We start from the raw sequence: 17,921 nt of genomic DNA on the forward strand, positions 1-17,921 counted from the left end.
ACTTCCGCACAGGTGGGATGGGGAGCAAGGCTACAGAAGTGACTTACCGGTGAGTAGTCACTTCACGCGCGAATTCGGGTGCCACGACTGTAGATATTCATGGTCTCGCCGCGAAGGAAGCCGACCAGGGTCATCCCCGCGTCCTCGGCCAGCTCCACCGCCAGCGAGGACGGCGCCGACACCGCCGCCAGCACCGGGATCCCCGCGCTCATCGCCTTCTGGGTCAGCTCGAACGAGGCCCGCCCGCTCACCATCAGCACGGTCCCCGTCAGGGGCAGGCGGCCGTCGCGCAGCGCCCAGCCGACGACCTTGTCGACCGCGTTGTGTCGTCCGACGTCCTCGCGCAGCGCGAGCAGCTTGCCGGACCCGTCGAACAGCCCGGCCGCGTGCAGGCCGCCGGTCCGGTCGAACACCCGCTGCGCCGCGCGCAGCGACTCCGGCATCTCGGCCAGTACCCCGGCGTCCAGTTCGAGCGGGTCGGACGCCACGTCGTAGCGCTGCTCGGCCCGCAGCGCCTCGATGCTCGACTTGCCGCAGACCCCGCACGCGCTGGTCGTGGCGAACGCGCGCACGAGCGACTCGTCCGGCGGGCGGACGCCCGGGGCGAGCACGACGTCCAGGTTGTTCTGCTCGTGGGTGTCGGCGCAGTACCGCATGGCCGCGATGTCCTCGGCCGAGCGGACGATCCCCTCGGCCGACAGGAACCCCGCCACCAGGTCGAAGTCGTCGCCGGGCGTCCGCATCGTGATCGTCAGCGGCGTGCCCGCCACCCGGATCTCCAGCGGCTCCTCGACGGCGAGCGTGTCGGCCCGCCGGTTCCGCGCGCCGCCCACCGCCAGCCGCTCCACCGGCCTGCGCACCGTGATCCGCCCCATGCCCCGAAACTACTCCCTCCGCCGCCCTGCGTCCGGCATGCCGGACCGTTCTCTGACGGCCTTCGGACGTTTCAGTCGCGGACGCTGTGAGCTCGACCGGCCGCGGATGCCGCGCGCTCGACCGGTCGCGGACGCCGCGCGGGCGATCAGTCGCGGACGCCGCGGGCCCGGGGCGTCCGCCAGCCCCAGCGCATCGCGGCGACGCGCAGGCCGAACGCCAGCAGCGCCGAGCCCGCGGAGACCGCCACGCCGTGCAGGCCCTCGTGCCACAGCAGCGTCGCGACGGTCGCGCCGACCAGGGCGGGCAGCGCGTACAGCTGCCGGTCGTAGAGCACCGAGGGGATCTGGCCGCTCAGCATGTCGCGCAGGATGCCGCCGCCGACCGCCGTGATCACGCCGAGCAGCACCGCGTGCAGCGGGGACAGCCGGAAGTCCAGCGCCTTGATCGCGCCGGTGACGCAGAACAGCCCGAGCCCGGCCGCGTCGAACAGCATCACCGCCGGCATGATCCGGGTGACCTGCGGGTGCCAGAAGAACACCAGCACCGTGGCGACCAGGGGGACGAGCACGTAGCTCACGCTGGTGAACGCGGCGGGCGGCACCGCGCCGATCACCAGGTCGCGCAGGATGCCGCCGCCGAGCGCGGTGATCTCGGCCAGCACCACCATGCCGACCACGTCCAGGCGCTTCTGCACCGCCGCGAGCGCGCCCGACACCGCGAACACGAAGATCCCGGCGAGGTCGAGCGCGCCCGGGATGCCCAGGTCACTCATGCAGTGATCTTCTCAGGCCGCGCGGCCGCGCCCCGCGCGCGGCCGCGGCCCGCGCGCGGGGGTCAGTCCCGGCGGTCGACGTTCCAGTTGGCCACGATCGCGGCGAACGGCGGGATGACCATGGCCACGACCGACATCGCGATCGCCACCGGCGGGCTGAACCGGCTGACGACCGCCCAGGCCAGCACGAACAGCGTCAGGCAGGTGCCCATCATGATCCCGTACGCCACCTTGCGGCGCCTCATGCCTCCAGGCTACGTCGCGGCCGGGGTTCGCGGCATTGTCGGGCGCGGGCCGGAGGGAGTAGGGTCGCGGATCATTGGAAAGCGCTTTCCAAGCGTCTGAGCAGGGGAGTACCAGGGTGAGCGAACGCGTCCTCGGCGTGGTGATGAACGGGGTGACCGGGCGGATGGGGTACCGCCAGCACCTCGTGCGGTCGGTGCTGGCGATCAACGCCGGCGGCGGGCTGGCGCTGGCGGACGGCGAGCGGGTGCGGCTGCGCCCGGTGCTCGTCGGGCGCAGCGAGCGCAAGCTGGCCGACCTCGCCGCCCGGCACGACATCCCGGATTGGACGACCGACCTCGCGTCCGCGCTCGCCGACCCGTCCAACGAGATCTACTTCGACGCGCAGGTCACCTCGGCGCGGGTGCCCGCCGTGACCGCCGCGATCGAGGCGGGCAAGCACATCTACGTCGAGAAGCCCACCGCCGAGACCTACGGCGACGCGCTGGTGCTGGCCGCCGCCGCCGAGGCCGCCGGGGTGAGGAACGGCGTCGTCCAGGACAAGCTGTTCCTGCCCGGCCTGCTGAAGCTGCGGCGGCTGATCGAGGGCGGGTTCTTCGGCCGGATCCTGTCGGTGCGCGGCGAGTTCGGCTACTGGGTGTTCGAGGGCGACTGGCAGGACGCGCAGCGGCCGAGCTGGAACTACCGCGCGGCGGACGGCGGCGGCATCGTCCTGGACATGTTCCCGCACTGGCACTACGTCCTGGAGAACCTGTTCGGCCGGGTCGAGGCGGTCACCGCCCGCGCCGTCACCCACGTCCCGGACCGCTGGGACGAGCAGCACGACCGGTACGACGCCACCGCCGACGACGCCGCCTACGGCATCTTCGAGCTGGAGGGCGGGATCATCGCGCAGATCAACTCGTCCTGGACGACCCGGGTGTTCCGCGACGAGCTGGTGGAGTTCCACGTGGACGGCACGGAGGGCAGCGCGGTCGCGGGCCTGCGCCGCTGCCGGTTCCAGCACCGCGCGGGCACCCCCAAGCCGGTCTGGAACCCCGACCTGCCCGCCACCGAGCCGTTCCGCGACCAGTGGCAGGAGGTCCCGGACAACGCCGAGTTCGACAACGGCTTCAAGACGCAGTGGGAGCTGTTCCTGCGGCATGTCCTGGAGGACGGCCCGTTCCCGCACGACCTCGCGTCGGGCGCGCGCGGCGTCGCGCTGGCCGAGGCGGGCCTGCGCTCCTCGGCGGAGGGCCGCCGCATCGTGCTCGGAGACGCGCTTGGAGACGTGCTCGGAGCCGCGCGATGAGCTCCCCGGTCGTCACACTCCCGACCGCAGACGGCGGTCTCGCGCAATACACGATGAACGAGCCGCCCGAGTGGGCCTTCCCGGGCGGGATGCCGCAGTCGCGTGTCGCCTACGCCGCAGCGCACGTGGTCGCCGATCCGCGCGCCGACAACGGTCCGGGGCGTCCGGCGGCCGTCGACTGGGACGCGACGCTGCGCTTCCGCCGCCACCTGTGGTCGCACGGGATGCGGGTGGCCGACGCCATGGACACCGCGCAGCGCAACATGGGCCTGGACTGGCCCGCCACCCGCGAGCTGATCCGGCGCAGCGCCGCCGAGGCGCGCGACTTCGGCGACCCGTCCGCGCTGCTGGCCTGCGGCGCGGGCACCGACCACGCGCCGGACGCCGCATCGCTGGACGAGGTCGTCGCCGCCTACACCGAGCAGATCGCGACCGTCCGGGACGCGGGCGCCGGTGTGATCGTGATGGCCAGCCGCCAGCTCGCCCGGCTCGCGCGCGGCCCCGAGGACTACCACTCCGTCTACGGGACGCTGCTCGGCCAGGCCGACCGGCCGGTCATCCTGCACTGGCTGGGGGAGATGTTCGACCCGAACCTGGCGGGCTACTGGGGATCGTCCGACCTGGACGAGGCGACCGGGAGCTTCCTCGCGCTCGTCCGCGAGCACGCGGACAGGATCGACGGCGTGAAGGTGTCGCTGCTGGACGCCGCGCGCGAGGTCGCGCTCCGCGAGGCGCTGCCGGAAGGTGTCCGGCTCTACACCGGCGACGACTTCAACTACCCCGAGCTGATCGCCGGGGGCAGCGACGCGCTGCTGGGGATCTTCGACGCGATCGCCCCGGCCGCCACCACCGCCCTCCACGCGCTCGACGCGGGCGACACCGAGACCTATGAGGAGGCGTTCGGGCCGACCGTCCCGCTCGCCCGCAAGATCTTCGAGACGCCGACCTACCACTACAAGACCGGCCTGGTCCTGGTGGCCTGGCTGGCGGGCCACCAGGAGGCGTTCACCATGGTCAACGGCGCGCAGAGCGCCCGCTCGGCGGTGCACCTCGCCGAGGTGTTCCGGCTGGCCGACCAGGCGCGGCTCCTGCCCGACCCGGACCTGGCCGCGGGCCGGATGCGCGCGCTCCTCGCCACCTGCGGGGTCGGGCGATGAGCGCCGGGCGGCTGTCGCTGAACCAGTGGACGACCCGCCGCTGGTCGGTCGCCGAGGCAGTGGACGGCTGCGCCCGGCACGGTGTCGGTTCGATCGGGCTGTGGCGCGAGCACGTCGCCGACCAGGGGCTCGCCGCGACGGTCAAGCTCGTCCGGGACGCGGGCGTGCGCGTGTCGTCGCTGTGCCGGGGCGGCTTCCTCACCGGCGAGACCTGGCTGGACGACAACAAGGCGGCGATCGACGAGGCCGCCGAGCTGGGCGCCGGCTGCCTCGTCCTGGTCGTCGGGGGCCTGCCCGGCGTCACTCCTGGGCAGCCGCTGCCGGGCGGTTTCTCCCGCGATCTCGTGGACGCGCGCCAACGGGTCGCGGACGCGCTGGACGTCCTGGCCCCGTACGCGGGGGAGCGCGGCGTCCGGCTGGCGCTGGAGGCGCTGCACCCGATCTACTGCGCCGACCGGGCCGTCATCTCCACTTTGAAGCAGGCGCTGGACCTCGCCGAACGGCACCCGTCCGAGCAGGTCGGCGTCGTCGTGGACACCTTCCACCAGTGGTGGGACCCGGACGTCGCCGTTCAGATCGCCCGCGCGAGCGACCGGATCGCGAGCTACCAGGTCTGCGACCAGGTGTCCCCGCTCCCGGCGGACGTGCTGCTCGCGCGCGGCGTCCCGGGCGACGGCGTGATCGACTTCGCGCCGATCACGTCCGCGGTCGCGGCGGCCGGGTACACCGGCGATGTCGAGGTCGAGATCTTCAACGCCGACGTCTGGGCGAGCGACCCCGACCTCGTCCTGGACCTGATCAAGACCCGCTACGCGACCCTCATCGCCCCTCACCTCTAGGCCCGCCGAACGGTGGTGCGTCAGAGGCGGCGGGCGCTGGCGCGCAGGACGACCTCGCCCGGCACGGCCACGACACCGGACCCGTCGTCCGGGCCGCCGCCGAGGGCGAGGTCGACCGCGCGCCCGCCCATCTCGTCCAGCGGGAGCCGGACGGTCGTCAGAGCCGGGACGTGGTCGCGCAGCGGCGCGATGTCGTCGAACCCGGCGAGCGACAGGTCGTCCGGCACGGCCACGCCGCGCTCGCGCAGCGCCGCGAGCGCCCCGACGGCCATCACGTCGTTCACGGCGAACACGCAGGTCACCTCGCCGAGCCCGGTGTCGAGCAGGGCGCGGGCGGCGTCGTGTCCGCCGTCCCGGTCGAACCCGCCGGGCACGACGCGCGGCTCGGGCAGGCCGAGGTCGCGCAGCGCGCCGGTGAAGCCGTCCGTCCGGTGCCGGGCGGTCAGCAGGTCCGGCGGCCCGCCGAGGACGGCGAAGTGCCGGTGCCCGAGGCCGGCGAGCGCGCGGGCGAGCGCCGCCCCGCCCTCCCGGTTCGCGGGCGCGACGGCGGGCAGGCCCGGGAGCTCCTGGCCGACCAGCGCGACCCGGCCGCCCCTGGCGCGGAACAGCTCCAGCTCGGCGGCCAGCCCGGGCCGCGAGCGCGCCGTCCGCGACCCGGCCAGCACGATCGCCCGGACGCGCTGGGCCCGCAGCGTCGCCACGAGCGCGACCTCGCGCGCCGGGTCGCGGTGCGTCGCGCCGATCATCACGGTCAGCCCGCGCCGCTCGGCCGCGGCCATCGCGCCCTCGGCCAGCGCCGCGAAGTAGGGGTCGGTCAGCGAGTGCACGACCAGCCCGACCACGTCCGCCGAGCCGCGCGCGAGCGCCTGCGCCGTGACGTCCGGCCGGTAGCCCAGCTCGGCCGCCGCGCGCTCGACCCGCTCGCGCAGCGCGTCCCCGACCTTGCGGGTGCTGCCGTTCAGCACCCGCGACGCGGTAGCCAGCGACACCCCGGCGCGGCGCGCGACCTCCTCCAGCGTCACCACCGCGAAACCCCCCGGATCACCGGTTCCCGGACACCGGACGGACGGTCTGGGCAGCGGTGGCGTGCGGGCACGCGTCGATGGTAGCGGCCGGGGAATGAGTACCCGAGCGCGCCGGCCTTGAGTATCCGGGCGCTGCTGCCGAACCGTCCCGAGGCTGGAGCCTGGGGGTATGACCCGACACCGCTTGCTGCCGCTCCAGATCTGCGTGGTGCTCGCCGCGGCGGCCGTACGGCTGCTGGCGCCGGGCGGGCTCGCGGTGATGATGCTGCTGTCGTTCGGGCTCGTCCCGCTGCTGCTGCTCGCGCCGCTGCTGGTCGCGACGCTGGCGCTGCCGCGCGGCCGGGTCGGCGTCCCGGCGCTCGCCGCGTTCGCCCTCACCGACGTCGCGCTGCTGGTGTTCGCCTGGACCTTCCCCGATTCCGGCGACACCCCGAACGAGATCGCCGTCCCGCTCGCGCGGCTGCTCCGCCTCGGCGACGCCCTCGGCCCGCACGACCGCTTCATCGCCGGTTACGACGTCACCGGCGGCGTACTGAGCTTGATCGGATACGCCGGACTCGCCGCCTACGCCGTCTGCGCGATCGCGACGGCCATCCTCGTCCTACGCACTCGCCGCACCCGCCATTCCGCACCCGCAACCTGACCCGTCCCGCCGGTTAGTCCTTGGTGCATATACCGCGCATGTACCGGGGCGGGTCACCCTGGCCCTGAGACAGGGAGCGGGTGATCAGGGACGATGACCATGGAACGCGGGACCGGACCCGCGATCGAGCGCCAGGTCCGGCTGGTGGCGGTCGGCGCGGCGGTCGGCCTGGCCGCGCTGGTGGCGGGGCTGGCGATCAACCTGTCGGGTGCGAACGACCCGCCGGCGCCGAAGCTGCCGACCTTCCCCCAGCTTCCGGGCAAGGCGCCTGGTCAGGCACCGGGCCCGGTGCCGTCGGTGCCGCAGCTGCCGTCGAACTTCCCCACCGACCTGCCGACCGATATGCCGTCGAACTTCCCGACCGGGGTTCCGAGCATGCCGAACATGCCCAGCATGCCGAGCTTCCCGAGCGTTCCGGGAGGTGCGCCGTGACCGGGCCCGAGGCCGGCGAGCTGCTGCGCGCGGACTCCCCGGCGCGCGACCGGGCGCTGCTGTTCGCGCGCATCGCGATCGCGCTGTACCTGCTGGAACTGCTGCTCAACCTCACCCGTCCGCACATCGCGCCGGACGAGCCGACGCTGTCGATCTTCCACAGGCTGCCCGGCTCGTCCGGTTCGTTCGGACGGCTGCTGTCGATGCCGAAGGCGGTCTTCTGGACGGTCGTCGCGGGCATCGTCCTCGGCGCGGCGCTCCAGGTGTACGCGCGGATCACGCGTCCGGAGGGCCGCCGCGACGCCGTCCTTGTGTGGGCGACGGTCGCGGTGCTGCTCGGCCCGTTCTCGCTGCTGGCGCTGACCGTGGTGTCCTCCTACCTCGGGGACGCGCTGCTGTGCGTGCCGGGGACGGTGTTCGTGCTGGCCGTCCTGCATCTCGGGCAGCGGTTCGGGCGCGTCCCGCTCACGCTGCTGCTGGCCGCGTTCGGCTGGGGCGCGCTGATCGTGTTCGGCCTCGGCCGGGCGTTCAGCGGCCTCGCGCTCGGCACGCTCGGCGGCTACCTGCTCGACCGCCCGAAGACCGGCGGCTCGCCGACGGACGCGCTGAACGCCCTCAGCGGCCAGGTGCACGACCAGTACCGCGCGATCGACCTGCTGCTCGTCCACCTGTTCGCGGTGAACGCGCTGGCCGTCGCCGCCGGGGTCCTGGTGCTGCTGCTCCTGCTGCGGCACCGGGTCGTGGACGCGATGACCGGCATGGTGCTCGGCGCGGCGGTCGGGCTCGGCTACACGTTCGTGGAGAGCGTGCTGTTCATCCGGCTGTTCGGGTCGCTGGGGTTCATCAACGGAGTGACCGGCGGCTTCGAGTACTGGATCCGCCAGTCCATCGGCCTGCTCGGCGGGCCGGTGCTGTTCGGCGCGCTGCTGGGCGGCAGCCTCGCGCTCGCACTCACCGGGCCGCGCGAGCGCCGCGTCCCGACCGTCCTGTTCGGGCTGGCCATCTCGATCGGCGGCTCGGCGGGCACCGAGGCCCTGGCGGGCTGGCTCTCGAAGGTCACGCACGACCACATGAGCGGCGGGGGAGCGTTCGACACGCTGATCGTGTCGCCCCTGCTGTGGCTGCTGCCCCAGCTCCCCTTCGCCGCCGTGGCGGTGCTCCTGCTGGTCGCGGCGGCCAGGGCGCGCGGCGCGACGGCCCGGACGGCGATCGCGGCACGGGTCGTCCCAGGCGGCCCGATCACGCCGGTCGAGGCGCACTTCCTGTCCGACCCGTCCCTGCGGCTCTGGACGCTCGCGGCCACCTGGAAACGGCACGGGCCCGCCGCCGCGCTGGCCCTGTACCGCCTCCAGTCCGCTCAGTACGACCTGGCCTCGTCCGACCCGCAGGAAGGTGAACCGTTGCGCGCCAAGGTCATGCGCCTGAAGGCGAGCGGCCCCAACCGGACGGCGGTGCCGTCATGAACCGGCTCGTGAGGCCCGCCCGCCTTGTCGTGCTAGCCGCTTTGGCAGCCTGCCTGGTCCTGCCGCTAGCGCCGCAGCAGGCGTCGGCCTGCGACGTCAGCTACGACTACAAACCGCAGCTGAATCTGGGCAAACCGAACATGGGCCGTAGCAAGACCTGCTCGACCGGCACCTCGTCCGTCGGCGTCGTCCTGGTCGCCATCGCCGCCTTTGGCGCCCTCGCCCTGGCCGGAACCGTCGTCCTGCGCCGGGCCACCTCGCTGCTGCCGACACCGCCCGGCGAGGACCAGGCCCTCACCGACTACCTCCAGGCGACGAGCCTCACCCCGCATCCCGGCCCGCACTAACGACCCGACACGTGGGCTCGGACCGGCCATGGCCGGGCCGAGCCCCTCCGGCCGTCTTCCCGCGCGGACGCGCCGCGTGTGATGCACGTCGCAGCCCGGCGGGGCGGGATTGGCTAGACTGGTCGGTGGTTCTCGTGGGAACGAGGCCGCGGCGGTGGGGCCCGCCGCCCCCGAGGTCCGCTCCGGCGGACGCGGGGCAACCGCGACTCCTTGCCAACGGTCCCTGCCAGCGTAGTTCGCCATGCCCTGGTAGGAGGAACCGATGCACGACCCCCGGCTGCCCGCTGATCCCGGAACCCGGCTGCCCGTCGACTCCGACGTGGAGCTGCGCGTCCCCGAGCAGCGCCGCGAGCTGGCCCGCGCCCCCTGGACGACGCTCGGCGCGATCTCGGCGGGCGGGATGATCGGCGCGCTCGCCCGCTACGGCCTCGGCGCCGCCTTCCCGCACGACCCCGGCGCGTTCGACTGGGCCACCTTCGGAATCAACGTCTCCGGCTGCCTGCTGATCGGCGTGCTGATGGTCATGATCACCCAGGTGCTGCGGCCGCACCCGCTGCTGCGGCCCTTCCTCGGCGTCGGCGTGCTCGGCGGCTTCACCACCTTCTCCACCGCGCTGGTGGAGGTGCAGAAGTCGGTCGAGGACGGCTCGTCCGGCACCGCGCTGGCCTACCTCGCCGCGACCCTGGTGGCGGCCCTCGCCGCCGTGTGGACCGGCGTCCGCCTCACCCGGGCGATCGCCGGCGTCCGGACGCCGCCCAGGCCCGGCCCCGACGCTCGGAGCAAGGTCGGCGCGGCCGAAGGCGGCGCCCGATGACGCTGCTCCTCGTCGCGCTCGGCGCGGCCGTCGGCGCGCCGCTGCGCTACCTGACCGACCGCGCCGTCCAGTCCCGGCACGACTCGGTGTTCCCGTGGGGCACCTTCACCGTGAACGTCGCCGGGTGCCTGCTGCTCGGCTTCCTCGCCGCCCACTCCGGCGGGAGCGGCGTGATGGCCCTCGCCGGGACGGGCTTCTGCGGCGCGCTCACCACCTACTCGACGTTCGGCTACGAGACGCTGCGGCTGGCCGAGACCGGCGCCCGTCCCTACGCGGTGCTGAACGTCGTGGCGTCGCTCGGCGCGGGCCTCGGCGCGGCCTGGATCGGGATGGTCATCGCGCAGGCCCTCACCGGCGCGTCCTGACGCCGCCCTCACCGACCTCGCGGACGGACCGCCACCTTTTGCCCAACCTGGGACCGGCTTTGGGCTTCCCTCTCAGGGGTTGCGGCTACGGGTGCAGTGACGGGCGGCGAGGGAGGGGACGGGACGTGTCGGACTCGATGTACAGGCCCGCGCCGCGGTCGGACGCGTCCGCGTCCCGGCCGCGGGTGCGCGCCGGACGGCTCTGGGCCGGAGGCATCGCGACCGCGGTCGTGGCGGCGCTCGTGGTCGTGGTCGGGGTGCTGCTGGTGCGCGGCGTGCTGGACATCGCGGTGCTCGCGCCGAGCGGGCGCGGCACCTACGGCGACTCGTCCACGACCAGCTACGCGCTGATGGCGGCCGTGGCGGCGCTCGCGGCCACGGCGCTGCTGCACCTGCTGCTGGTGGCGGTGCCGAAGCCGGTCGCGTTCTTCGGCTGGATCGGCAGCCTGGCGACCGCCGCGGCGGTGCTGCTGCCGCTGACCATCACCGACCCGATGGACTCCGCGCTCGCGACCGCCGGGATCAACCTCGTCACCGGCGTGTGCATCGTGAGCCTGCTCTGCGCGGTGGCCTCGGCCGCGGTCGCGCCGCCCCGGTCCGGCCCGGGCTACCCCGGGCCGGGATACCTGGAGTGACCCCGCAGCGGCGCCGCTGGGCGGTCCTGGCGGTGCTGTCCGGCAGCCTGCTGATCATCGCGATGGACGCCACCATCCTCAACGTGGCGTTCCCGTCGCTGGTGGCGGACCTGCGCCCGACCTCGGTCGAGCAGCTGTGGATCATCGACGCGTACGCGCTGGTGCTGTCCGGGCTGCTCATCACCGCCGGGGCGCTCGGCGACCGCTGGGGACGCCGCCGGGTGCTGGTCTTCGGCTTCGTGGTGTTCGCCGCCGCCTCGCTGCTCGCGGTCGTCGCGACCGCGCCGTGGGTGGTGATCGCGGCCCGCGCGCTGCTCGGTGTCGGCGGCGCGGCGATCATGCCGTCCACGATCTCGATCCTGCGGGTGGTGTTCACCGACCCGCGCGAGCGCGCCGTCGCCTACAGCGTGTGGACGGCGGTGATCGGCGCGGGCATGGCGCTCGGGCCGCTGGTCGGCGGGCTGGTGGTGCAGGCGCAGGGCTGGGAGTCGGCGTTCCTGCTGAACGTGCCGGTCGCGGTGGTGTGCGTGGTGCTCGCGCTGTGGCTGGTGCCCGAGTCGTCCCATCCGCGCGAGGGCCGCTGGGACTGGTGGGGTGTGGCGCTGTCGGTGGTCGGGATGGTCTCGCTCGCCGGCGGCATCAAGCTGGTCGGCGGGCACGACGTCCGGGCCGGGCTGGTGCTGCTGGTGGTCGCGGCGGTCACGCTGACCCTGTTCGTCCGGCGCGAGCTGCGGATCGCCAACCCGCTGCTGCAGGTGCGGATGTTCGCCAACCGGGTGTTCAGCGTGTCCGCGGTGTCGATCTTCCTGGGCATGATGGCGCTCGGCGCGGTGCTGTTCCTGATCACCCAGTGGTTCCAGTACGCGAAGGGGCTGGGGCCGTTCGCCGCCGGGCTGCGGCTGCTGCCCGCCCCGGCCGCGCTGGTCGTCGCGCCGCTGTTCACGCCCCGGCTGATGGAGCGGTTCGGCGTCCGCGTCGTCCTCGGCGCCGGGATGGCGGTCGCGGCGGTCGGCATGGCGGTGCCGTGGATCGCCGACGTGGCCGGACGGCTCGCCTACGCCGAGATCGCCGTCGCGCTGCTGTGCCTGGGCACCGGCTTCGGCATCGCCGCCACCGCCGCGTCGGTGGCGCTGCTGTCGTCCTCGCCGCAGGAGGAGGCGGGCGGCGCGGCGGCCGTGGAGGAGATCTCCTACGAGCTGGGCGGCGCGATGGGCGTCGCCGCGATCGGCAGCCTCGCCGCCGTCCTGTACCGCGGCGACGTGCCGCGCCTCGGCCTGCCCGGCGACCAGGCGGCGCGGGTGCGCGACTCGATCGGCGAGGCCGCCGTGGTCGCCGCCCAGCGCGGCGGCGACCACGGCGACCGGATCATGTCGGCGGCGTCGGCGTCGTTCACGCACGCCCTCGGCGTGGCGTTCCTCGCCGCCGCTATCCTGCTGCTCGCGTCCGGATACGTCGGGTACCGGGTTGTCCCGGCCGATTTCCGGCCCACCGAGAACGCGCACTGACCGCCCGGGCGGCTCAGGTGGGCCGGTAGCAGCAGCGGCGGCCGGTGTGGATCGCGGTGCCCAGCTCCGCGCCGAGGACGGCGTCGGCGGCCGAGATCCGGTCCAGCGCCCGCCTGATCGCCTTGCCGACCGACACCCGCGCGCGCTCGTCGGCGTCGGCGAACCGGCGCGTCCGCCCGGCGAGCCCGGCGGAGGCGGCCAGCTCGGAGACCAGCCAGTCCCGCTCGGCGGTCGCGGCGGCCGCGCGGGAGGCGTCACCGGCGTCCTCGGCCGCGTCGATGGCGTCCTGGAGGTCGGCCAGGCGCCGCTTGTACTCCCGCTTGGCCCGCTCGTCCAGGACGGGCTGCACCGACTCGCCATGCCGCGCGGACTCGCGCGCCTGGAGGCCCTCGCCGGACGTCGCCGGGGTGATCGCCGCGCTCGCGGCCAGCTCCACCGCCGGGATGTCCGCGTTCGGGTTGGCGAGCAGGATCGCCAGGTAGCGCAGGCCCACGCCGTCCTCGACCACCGCCTCGCGCCCGCCCGACACGACCCGCCACAGCCGCCCGTGCCGCTCGCACCGTGCCGGGCCGGACCGCCGCTCCCGGCGCGGCGCGGTCGCGGTCCGCTCCATCGGCGGCAGCTTCATGCCGAGTTGCGCCGCCTCGGACTCGGCCAGCGCCAGCTCGCGCGCTGCGGGCTCGGCGTCCGGGCCGTCCCGGCGGGCGAGCGCCTGCCCGAGCCGCCACCGCGACAGGACGGTGGCGGGCCAGTGGCCGAGCGCGAGGTTGCCGCGCACCGCCTCGCGCAGATGCCGGACGGCCCCGTCGGCGTCGTCCAGTGTCAGCGCCGCGACGCCGAGGCTGTGCTGCACCGTCCCCAGGCAGATCGCGCCGCGGCTGGCCACCACCGGGAGATGCGCGTAGGGCGAGAGCAGCTCGTAGACGCGGGCGGCGGTCTCCCGGTCGCCGAGCAGATGCGCGGTCTCGACCACGCAGTACAGCGCCATCAGCCAGCTGCTCGACCGGGGCAGGTCGCCGAGGTCGCGCCCGCACAGCCGGGCCAGGGTGCCGGTCGCGAGCCGGGTGTCCCCGGCGGTCGCGGCGGCGAGCGCCAGGCCCGCGACGGGGGCGTTGTCGATCAGGCTCAGCGCGGCCGAGTCGATCAGCTCCGACAGCCCGCCGACCAGCTCGGCCGAACGGCCCTGGTACCAGCGGACGACGCCGAGCTGCCCGGCCCGCCACCCGACGGTGTTGACGTCGCCCGCCGCCGCGCCGAGCCGCGCGGACTCCTTGGACAGCGCTTCGGCCCGGTCCAGGCGTCCCGTCCGGACGGCGAGCATGACCTCCATCGCGCTCACCGCGTACCCGAACGCCAGGTGGCCCCCGCCGATCGCGGCGCGCAGCTCGGCGAGCCGCCGGTAGGCGTGCGGGTGGCCCGCCAGGAACAGGTCCACGGTCTGCCACAGCAGCCCGAGCAGCAGGTCGAACCGCCGTCCGGTGCCGGCCGCCTGGTCGGTCAGCTCCTGCGCCAGCCGGTGCCGGAGCGGCCCGTCGTCGGGGCCGAGCGCGCACAGGTGCGCCAGGTGCAGCGCCTCGGCGAGCGCCACCGGGTCGGACGCGCGGCGCGCCTCGCCGACCAGGTCCAGGATCGCCGCGTGGCCGCCGGACCGGTAGTCCTCCTCGCCGGCCAGCCGGATCCGCAGCCGCAGCGCCATCGGCGAGCGCGGGTCGAGCCGCCGCAGCGCGTCCCGCTGCCGGACCCGGACCAGCGCCGACTCGGCCGCCCCGCGCCGCTCGTGCGCCCACAGCCCCCCGAGCCCGAGCGCCGCCCTCCCCAACGCCTCAGCCCCCGCCGTCCCGCGCCCCAACGCGTCCGACCCGCCCTCGGACGCGTCGTCGCGACCTAGGGCGAGGTCGGCGGCTCGGTAGGCGGCGGCGAAGTTCGCGCGGCTCGCGCCGAGGTCGCCGTCGTCGAGCAGGGCGCGCTCGCCTGCGCGCAGCAACCCGGCCACGTCGGCGGCGTCCTCGCCTGCCTCGCCCTGGTCGTCATCGAGCGGCGCGCACCGCTCTGGTCCCCATGAAGTGATGGTCACCGGCCAAACCCCCGCGTCCGCCAGTCGTTCCGCTTCGCGAACCGCCCGATCGGCGGTTCGTGAGGGTCACGGATGCGCCCGGTCGGCGGTTCAGCGGTGCACGCGGCGTCACTGCGCGCTGTCCTTGGACAGCGCCGCGCGGAAATCGTCGCGGAACTTCTGGTCGAGCGTCACCGGTAGGTGCGCGGGCCCCGAGTCGGCCGGGACGACGATCCCGTGGTCGTCGTAGTGGAGGGCCCCGTCCTTGCTGATTCGGGCCGCGTGCGGCTGGGAGTTGACGGCGAACGGGCGCGCGTCGGTGGTCGGGACGTCGAGCCGGATCACCGAGTCGTCGTCCAGCTTCCAGGTGGCCGTGGCCCCCTCGAACGGCTGGGCGCGCACGTTCCCGGCCCCGCCCGCCCCCTCGCCCTTGACGGACGTCCGGACCCTCTTGCCGAAGGAGAACTTCGGTTCGCCCAGCGCGCGCCGCAGGTCGGAGTAGGTGCTGCCGGAGATCCGGCCGAGCAGCTCGCGCGCGGCGTCGTCGGCGCCGCGCGCGCCGGTCCCGGTGGCGTTGAGGCCCTGGGCGAGCAGGGCGCGCCGGTCCTTGGCGAGCCGCTTGAGGTGGTCGAGCAGGAAGTCCTCGTGCGCGGTCCGGGCCGCGGCCTGCTCGATCGCGAGCAGCTCCTTGTTCAGCGCGTCCCGGGCCGCGGCGGCGGCCGCGTCGCCCGCCGCGACCTTGGCGACCTGCTCGCGCAGCAGCGTGAACTTCGCGAGGTAGCCGTCGATCACCAACTGCTGCGCGGCGGTCGGCAGCGGCACCGGCGCGCCGCGCAGGGCCAGCCGCGTGACGGCGTTCTCGGCGGCGAACAGGCGCGGTTCGAGGAACGCCACGGCCTCGCGGATCGCCTCCTCGCCCCCCTCGTGCGTGAACCCCTTCTGGAACCCGACCAGGCCGGAGGTCAGGATGCGGTCGGAGCGGTCGAGCCGCGCGGCCAGCTCGTCCGCCTGCCGGAGCAGCAGGCCCTTGGCCCCGCCGGGCTCCGGGACGCCGCGGGGGGCGAGCCGGTCGATCGCGCGGCGGGCCTCGGCGAGCCGGTCCCGAAGGTCCGCGATCTTGGCGCGCAGCCGGGCCTCGGCCGCGAAGGTCCGCGGGGACAGCCGGGCCGCCGCGCCCAGCGACCCCGGCGCCTTCGGCACCTTCGGCGCGGGAGCCACGGGCGGTTCGGCCGGTGGCGGTGGCGGCGGCAAGGGGGCCGGTGGCGGCACAGGCGCAGGCGCGGGGACGGCCGGACGGGGCAGACGCGGCACTCCGGCCTGCGCGACGGGCACGATCGGCGTCCCGGACCTCTCCAGCTCCGCCCAAGTCCACCGTCCGGTGGCGGCGGGCGCGCCGTTGACGATCCCGTACCGGGTGAGCCCGTCGGCGTTGAGGTGGAAGACCTGGTCGGGGAAGTCGGGATGGAGGAACGTCACGCCCTGGCCGGCCTCGATGAACTGCGTGCCCGGACGGAACGCCAGCGCCGTCGCCGCGTTCCCGCCGAGGGCCTGCGTGCCCTTCTGCAGGGCTTGGACCGCCTTTGCGGCCAGCTTCGGCTTAGGCAGCAGGGACTTGCCGGCGCCGCGGAGCAGCCCGCTGAGGGAGATGAGCAGCCCGATCAGCTCGCGCCACTGCCCGGACGGGACGGGTTCGACCGTCAATGGCGTGCCGGTGTTGGCCGCGACCCGCTGCGCCTGCTCGTCGGCGCTGCGGTCCCACGAGTCGTAGACGGTCTTGACGGTCAGTGCCGCCCCGGACAGGTAGCCGACCGCCTGGAGGGCGAGGATGAGCCGCGCCCCGGCGACGATGCCCGCGAGCGGCCCGGCGGCGAAGCTCAGCACGAGCAGCGCCACGTGCAGCCAGGGCCAGACCGACCGGTTCGGAACCGCCCGGTTGTCCGCGATGAGCCGTGCCTGGACGGACGTGCCGTCCAGGCCGAAGCGGGCGAGCGCCTCGGCGTGGACGTGGACCAGGTCGAAGACGAACTCGGGTCCTTCGCGCAGCCGCGCCCGCGTCTCGTCGATGTTGGCGAGCCGGGTCTGCGTCCACTGCCGCAGGACGTCGCCGAGCAGGTCCGGGACGTGCACGGCGAGCACGGCTTCGAGCACGGGGGAGTCCATGAGCAGCGGGTGGTCGGCCAGGAGCGCGCGCGTCCGCTCCTCCGACGGCCCGGGCGGCCGGGTCAGCGCCGCCAGGTCGCGGACGAGCCGGTCCAGCACGCCCACCTCCCGGTAGCGCTGCAGGTCGGCGCGCAGCACGCCCTCGCTGCTCTTGAGCGTGGTGAGGGTGACCTCGACCCCGTGGTCCCGGACGACCCGGCGCATCGCGCGGACGGCGGCGTCGAACGCGGCGATGTCGGCGAAGCCCGCCGCGTTCAGGTCGCGGAGCAGTTCGGCGCCCACCCGCCGCTTGTTCTCGGCGATCTCCTCGCGGAACTCCTTGGCTCCGGTGCCGTCCGGGAGCCGCTCGAAGAAGCGGATCTTGTCGTAGAGCGGGCCGAGGCCGTCCAGCCGGTGCACGAGCGCCTCGTCCGAGCCGGCGGCGAGCTTGGCGTGCGCGTCCGCGAGGGCCCGCTCGCGGACGGCGACCTCCCGGGCGCGCTGGGCGCGTTTCGGGTCATGCAGGAACTCGTCGAGGTGGACGCGCGCCCGGCGCCAGTCGGTCGGCAGGTCGACGGCGGGGCTCAGCCCGGCTTCCAGCACCTCCCAGTCGACCGCCGTGAGGCCCTGGAGCTCGCGGAACACCTCCAGCAGGTCGAGCAGCTGGTCGGACGGCGTGACCACGATGAACGGCAGCAGCCGGTTCTTGGGGAAGCGGCGCCGGAACAGGTCGCGCAGCCCCAGGTAGCGGGCCATCTCGGGGGAGCGCTGGATCTCCTCGATGTCGGGGTGCTCGGCCAGGTCGTCGGCGACCTCGAACGCCTTCGGCCGCTCCGGAGGCGGCGGCGCGACCGGAGGCGCCGGAGCGCGCGCGGGCGCGGGCCGCTGCGGGACGGCCCGCGCCGCCGGGGCCGCGGAGGCCGGACGCGCCCGGTCGACCCCGTGCGCGACGCCGTCCACGACGGCCTTGGCGACCGGCCGGGGCACGCCGTCCGCGGCGTTCCGGGGCTTGTCCGGAAGGTGGTAGCGCCGCTTCGCCATCGCGGTACTCCTCAGAGGTCCAGGTCAGGATCGGGTTTCGGATTCCGGCGGGGACAGCTCGTCGCCAAACCGGTCGCCACCGGACCGGTCGTCGCCGGACGGCGGCCACAGCACCTCGTGGGCGCCGTGGCCGCGCTCGGCGAGCGTCCGCTCGGCGGCGGCGAGGCGCGCGGCGACGATGCGGGTGACGGCGCGGCGCAGCAGGTCGCGCCGCTCGGCGGACAGCTCCCCGGTCACCCGCACGGTGACCGGGACATGCACGCGGACGGGCATGGGCGGGC

18 protein-coding genes are annotated in these 17,921 nt (G+C 74.8%); 11 read left to right on the plus strand and 7 right to left on the minus strand.

The features are described 5' to 3' along the window. Nucleotides 1-62: 62 nt before the first annotated feature. The 3 genes from fdhD to FHU30_RS32985 form a co-directional block, all read right to left on the minus strand. Nucleotides 63-875 (minus strand): formate dehydrogenase accessory sulfurtransferase FdhD, encoded by an 813-nt coding sequence (fdhD, locus tag FHU30_RS32975; RefSeq protein ID WP_253881218.1) that lies wholly within the window; start codon nucleotides 873-875, stop codon nucleotides 63-65. 146 nt (nucleotides 876-1,021) lie between these two features. Beyond that, a complete protein-coding gene (locus FHU30_RS32980; RefSeq protein WP_253881220.1) occupies nucleotides 1,022-1,648 on the minus strand; it encodes a trimeric intracellular cation channel family protein in 627 nt (208 codons plus the stop codon). 62 nt (nucleotides 1,649-1,710) lie between these two features. Beyond that, nucleotides 1,711-1,893, minus strand: coding sequence for a DUF3099 domain-containing protein (locus FHU30_RS32985; protein WP_253881222.1), 183 nt, complete (start codon nucleotides 1,891-1,893; stop codon nucleotides 1,711-1,713). 116 nt (nucleotides 1,894-2,009) lie between these two features. Between FHU30_RS32985 and FHU30_RS32990 the strand changes: the two genes are divergently transcribed. Genes FHU30_RS32990 through FHU30_RS33000 form a run of 3 tightly spaced genes read left to right on the plus strand, consistent with a single transcriptional unit; the run spans nucleotide 2,010 to nucleotide 5,178 of the window. Further along, nucleotides 2,010-3,182, plus strand: a complete 1,173-nt coding sequence (locus tag FHU30_RS32990; protein WP_253881223.1) for a Gfo/Idh/MocA family protein — start codon at nucleotides 2,010-2,012, stop codon at nucleotides 3,180-3,182. Then, on the plus strand, nucleotides 3,179-4,339 hold the full coding sequence (locus tag FHU30_RS32995) for a dihydrodipicolinate synthase family protein (RefSeq protein ID WP_253881225.1): 1,161 nt from the start codon (nucleotides 3,179-3,181) through the stop codon (nucleotides 4,337-4,339). The genes FHU30_RS32990 and FHU30_RS32995 overlap by 4 nt, the downstream gene beginning before the upstream one ends. Next, entirely contained in the window at nucleotides 4,336-5,178 is an 843-nt protein-coding gene (locus FHU30_RS33000) for a sugar phosphate isomerase/epimerase family protein (RefSeq protein WP_253881227.1), read from the plus strand. The genes FHU30_RS32995 and FHU30_RS33000 overlap by 4 nt, the downstream gene beginning before the upstream one ends. A gap of 20 nt (nucleotides 5,179-5,198) precedes the next feature. Here FHU30_RS33000 and FHU30_RS33005 read toward each other — a convergent pair whose 3' ends face one another. Beyond that, nucleotides 5,199-6,203 carry a LacI family DNA-binding transcriptional regulator gene (locus FHU30_RS33005; RefSeq protein ID WP_253881229.1) on the minus strand — a complete coding sequence of 335 codons (1,005 nt, stop codon included), beginning with the start codon at nucleotides 6,201-6,203 and terminating at the stop codon, nucleotides 5,199-5,201. A 169-nt stretch (nucleotides 6,204-6,372) separates the two neighbouring features. On the opposite strand from FHU30_RS33005, the gene FHU30_RS33010 reads away from it, so the two are divergent. From FHU30_RS33010 to FHU30_RS33045, 8 genes are all read left to right on the plus strand, one after another. Then, a complete protein-coding gene (locus tag FHU30_RS33010; protein ID WP_253881231.1) occupies nucleotides 6,373-6,846 on the plus strand; it encodes a hypothetical protein in 474 nt (157 codons plus the stop codon). Between the two features lie 99 nt (nucleotides 6,847-6,945). Further along, nucleotides 6,946-7,278 carry a hypothetical protein gene (locus tag FHU30_RS33015; RefSeq protein WP_253881233.1) on the plus strand — a complete coding sequence of 111 codons (333 nt, stop codon included), beginning with the start codon at nucleotides 6,946-6,948 and terminating at the stop codon, nucleotides 7,276-7,278. Then, complete coding sequence (locus FHU30_RS33020; RefSeq protein ID WP_253881234.1) at nucleotides 7,275-8,741, plus strand: PrsW family glutamic-type intramembrane protease; 1,467 nt, start codon at nucleotides 7,275-7,277, stop codon at nucleotides 8,739-8,741. Before FHU30_RS33015 ends, FHU30_RS33020 begins: the two co-directional genes overlap by 4 nt. After that, the gene (locus FHU30_RS33025; protein WP_253881236.1) at nucleotides 8,738-9,088 is read left to right on the plus strand and encodes a hypothetical protein; all 351 of its coding nucleotides are present in this window, start codon (nucleotides 8,738-8,740) and stop codon (nucleotides 9,086-9,088) included. The genes FHU30_RS33020 and FHU30_RS33025 overlap by 4 nt, the downstream gene beginning before the upstream one ends. Before the next feature lie 262 nt (nucleotides 9,089-9,350). Next, on the plus strand, nucleotides 9,351-9,902 hold the full coding sequence (locus FHU30_RS33030; RefSeq protein ID WP_253881238.1) for a fluoride efflux transporter FluC: 552 nt from the start codon (nucleotides 9,351-9,353) through the stop codon (nucleotides 9,900-9,902). After that, on the plus strand, nucleotides 9,899-10,267 hold the full coding sequence (gene crcB / locus FHU30_RS33035) for a fluoride efflux transporter CrcB (protein WP_253881246.1): 369 nt from the start codon (nucleotides 9,899-9,901) through the stop codon (nucleotides 10,265-10,267). Before FHU30_RS33030 ends, crcB begins: the two co-directional genes overlap by 4 nt. Nucleotides 10,268-10,392: 125 nt before the next feature. Next, nucleotides 10,393-10,902, plus strand: a complete 510-nt coding sequence (locus FHU30_RS33040; RefSeq protein WP_253881248.1) for a DUF6069 family protein — start codon at nucleotides 10,393-10,395, stop codon at nucleotides 10,900-10,902. Next, nucleotides 10,899-12,407, plus strand: a complete 1,509-nt coding sequence (locus tag FHU30_RS33045; protein ID WP_253881250.1) for an MFS transporter — start codon at nucleotides 10,899-10,901, stop codon at nucleotides 12,405-12,407. Before FHU30_RS33040 ends, FHU30_RS33045 begins: the two co-directional genes overlap by 4 nt. Nucleotides 12,408-12,420: 13 nt before the next feature. Here FHU30_RS33045 and FHU30_RS33050 read toward each other — a convergent pair whose 3' ends face one another. The 3 genes from FHU30_RS33050 to FHU30_RS33060 form a co-directional block, all read right to left on the minus strand. Further along, nucleotides 12,421-14,481: a hypothetical protein gene (locus FHU30_RS33050; RefSeq protein ID WP_253881252.1), complete on the minus strand. Its 2,061-nt coding sequence runs from the start codon at nucleotides 14,479-14,481 to the stop codon at nucleotides 12,421-12,423. A 108-nt stretch (nucleotides 14,482-14,589) separates the two neighbouring features. Then, nucleotides 14,590-17,640 (minus strand): amino acid adenylation domain-containing protein, encoded by a 3,051-nt coding sequence (locus FHU30_RS33055; RefSeq protein ID WP_253881254.1) that lies wholly within the window; start codon nucleotides 17,638-17,640, stop codon nucleotides 14,590-14,592. 24 nt (nucleotides 17,641-17,664) lie between these two features. Then, the gene (locus FHU30_RS33060) at nucleotides 17,665-17,913 is read right to left on the minus strand and encodes a hypothetical protein (protein WP_253881256.1); all 249 of its coding nucleotides are present in this window, start codon (nucleotides 17,911-17,913) and stop codon (nucleotides 17,665-17,667) included. Nucleotides 17,914-17,921: the final 8 nt, after the last annotated feature.

The sequence above is a fragment of the Actinomadura rupiterrae genome (assembly GCF_024172125.1).
In the GTDB taxonomy this organism is placed as follows: domain Bacteria; phylum Actinomycetota; class Actinomycetes; order Streptosporangiales; family Streptosporangiaceae; genus Spirillospora; species Spirillospora rupiterrae.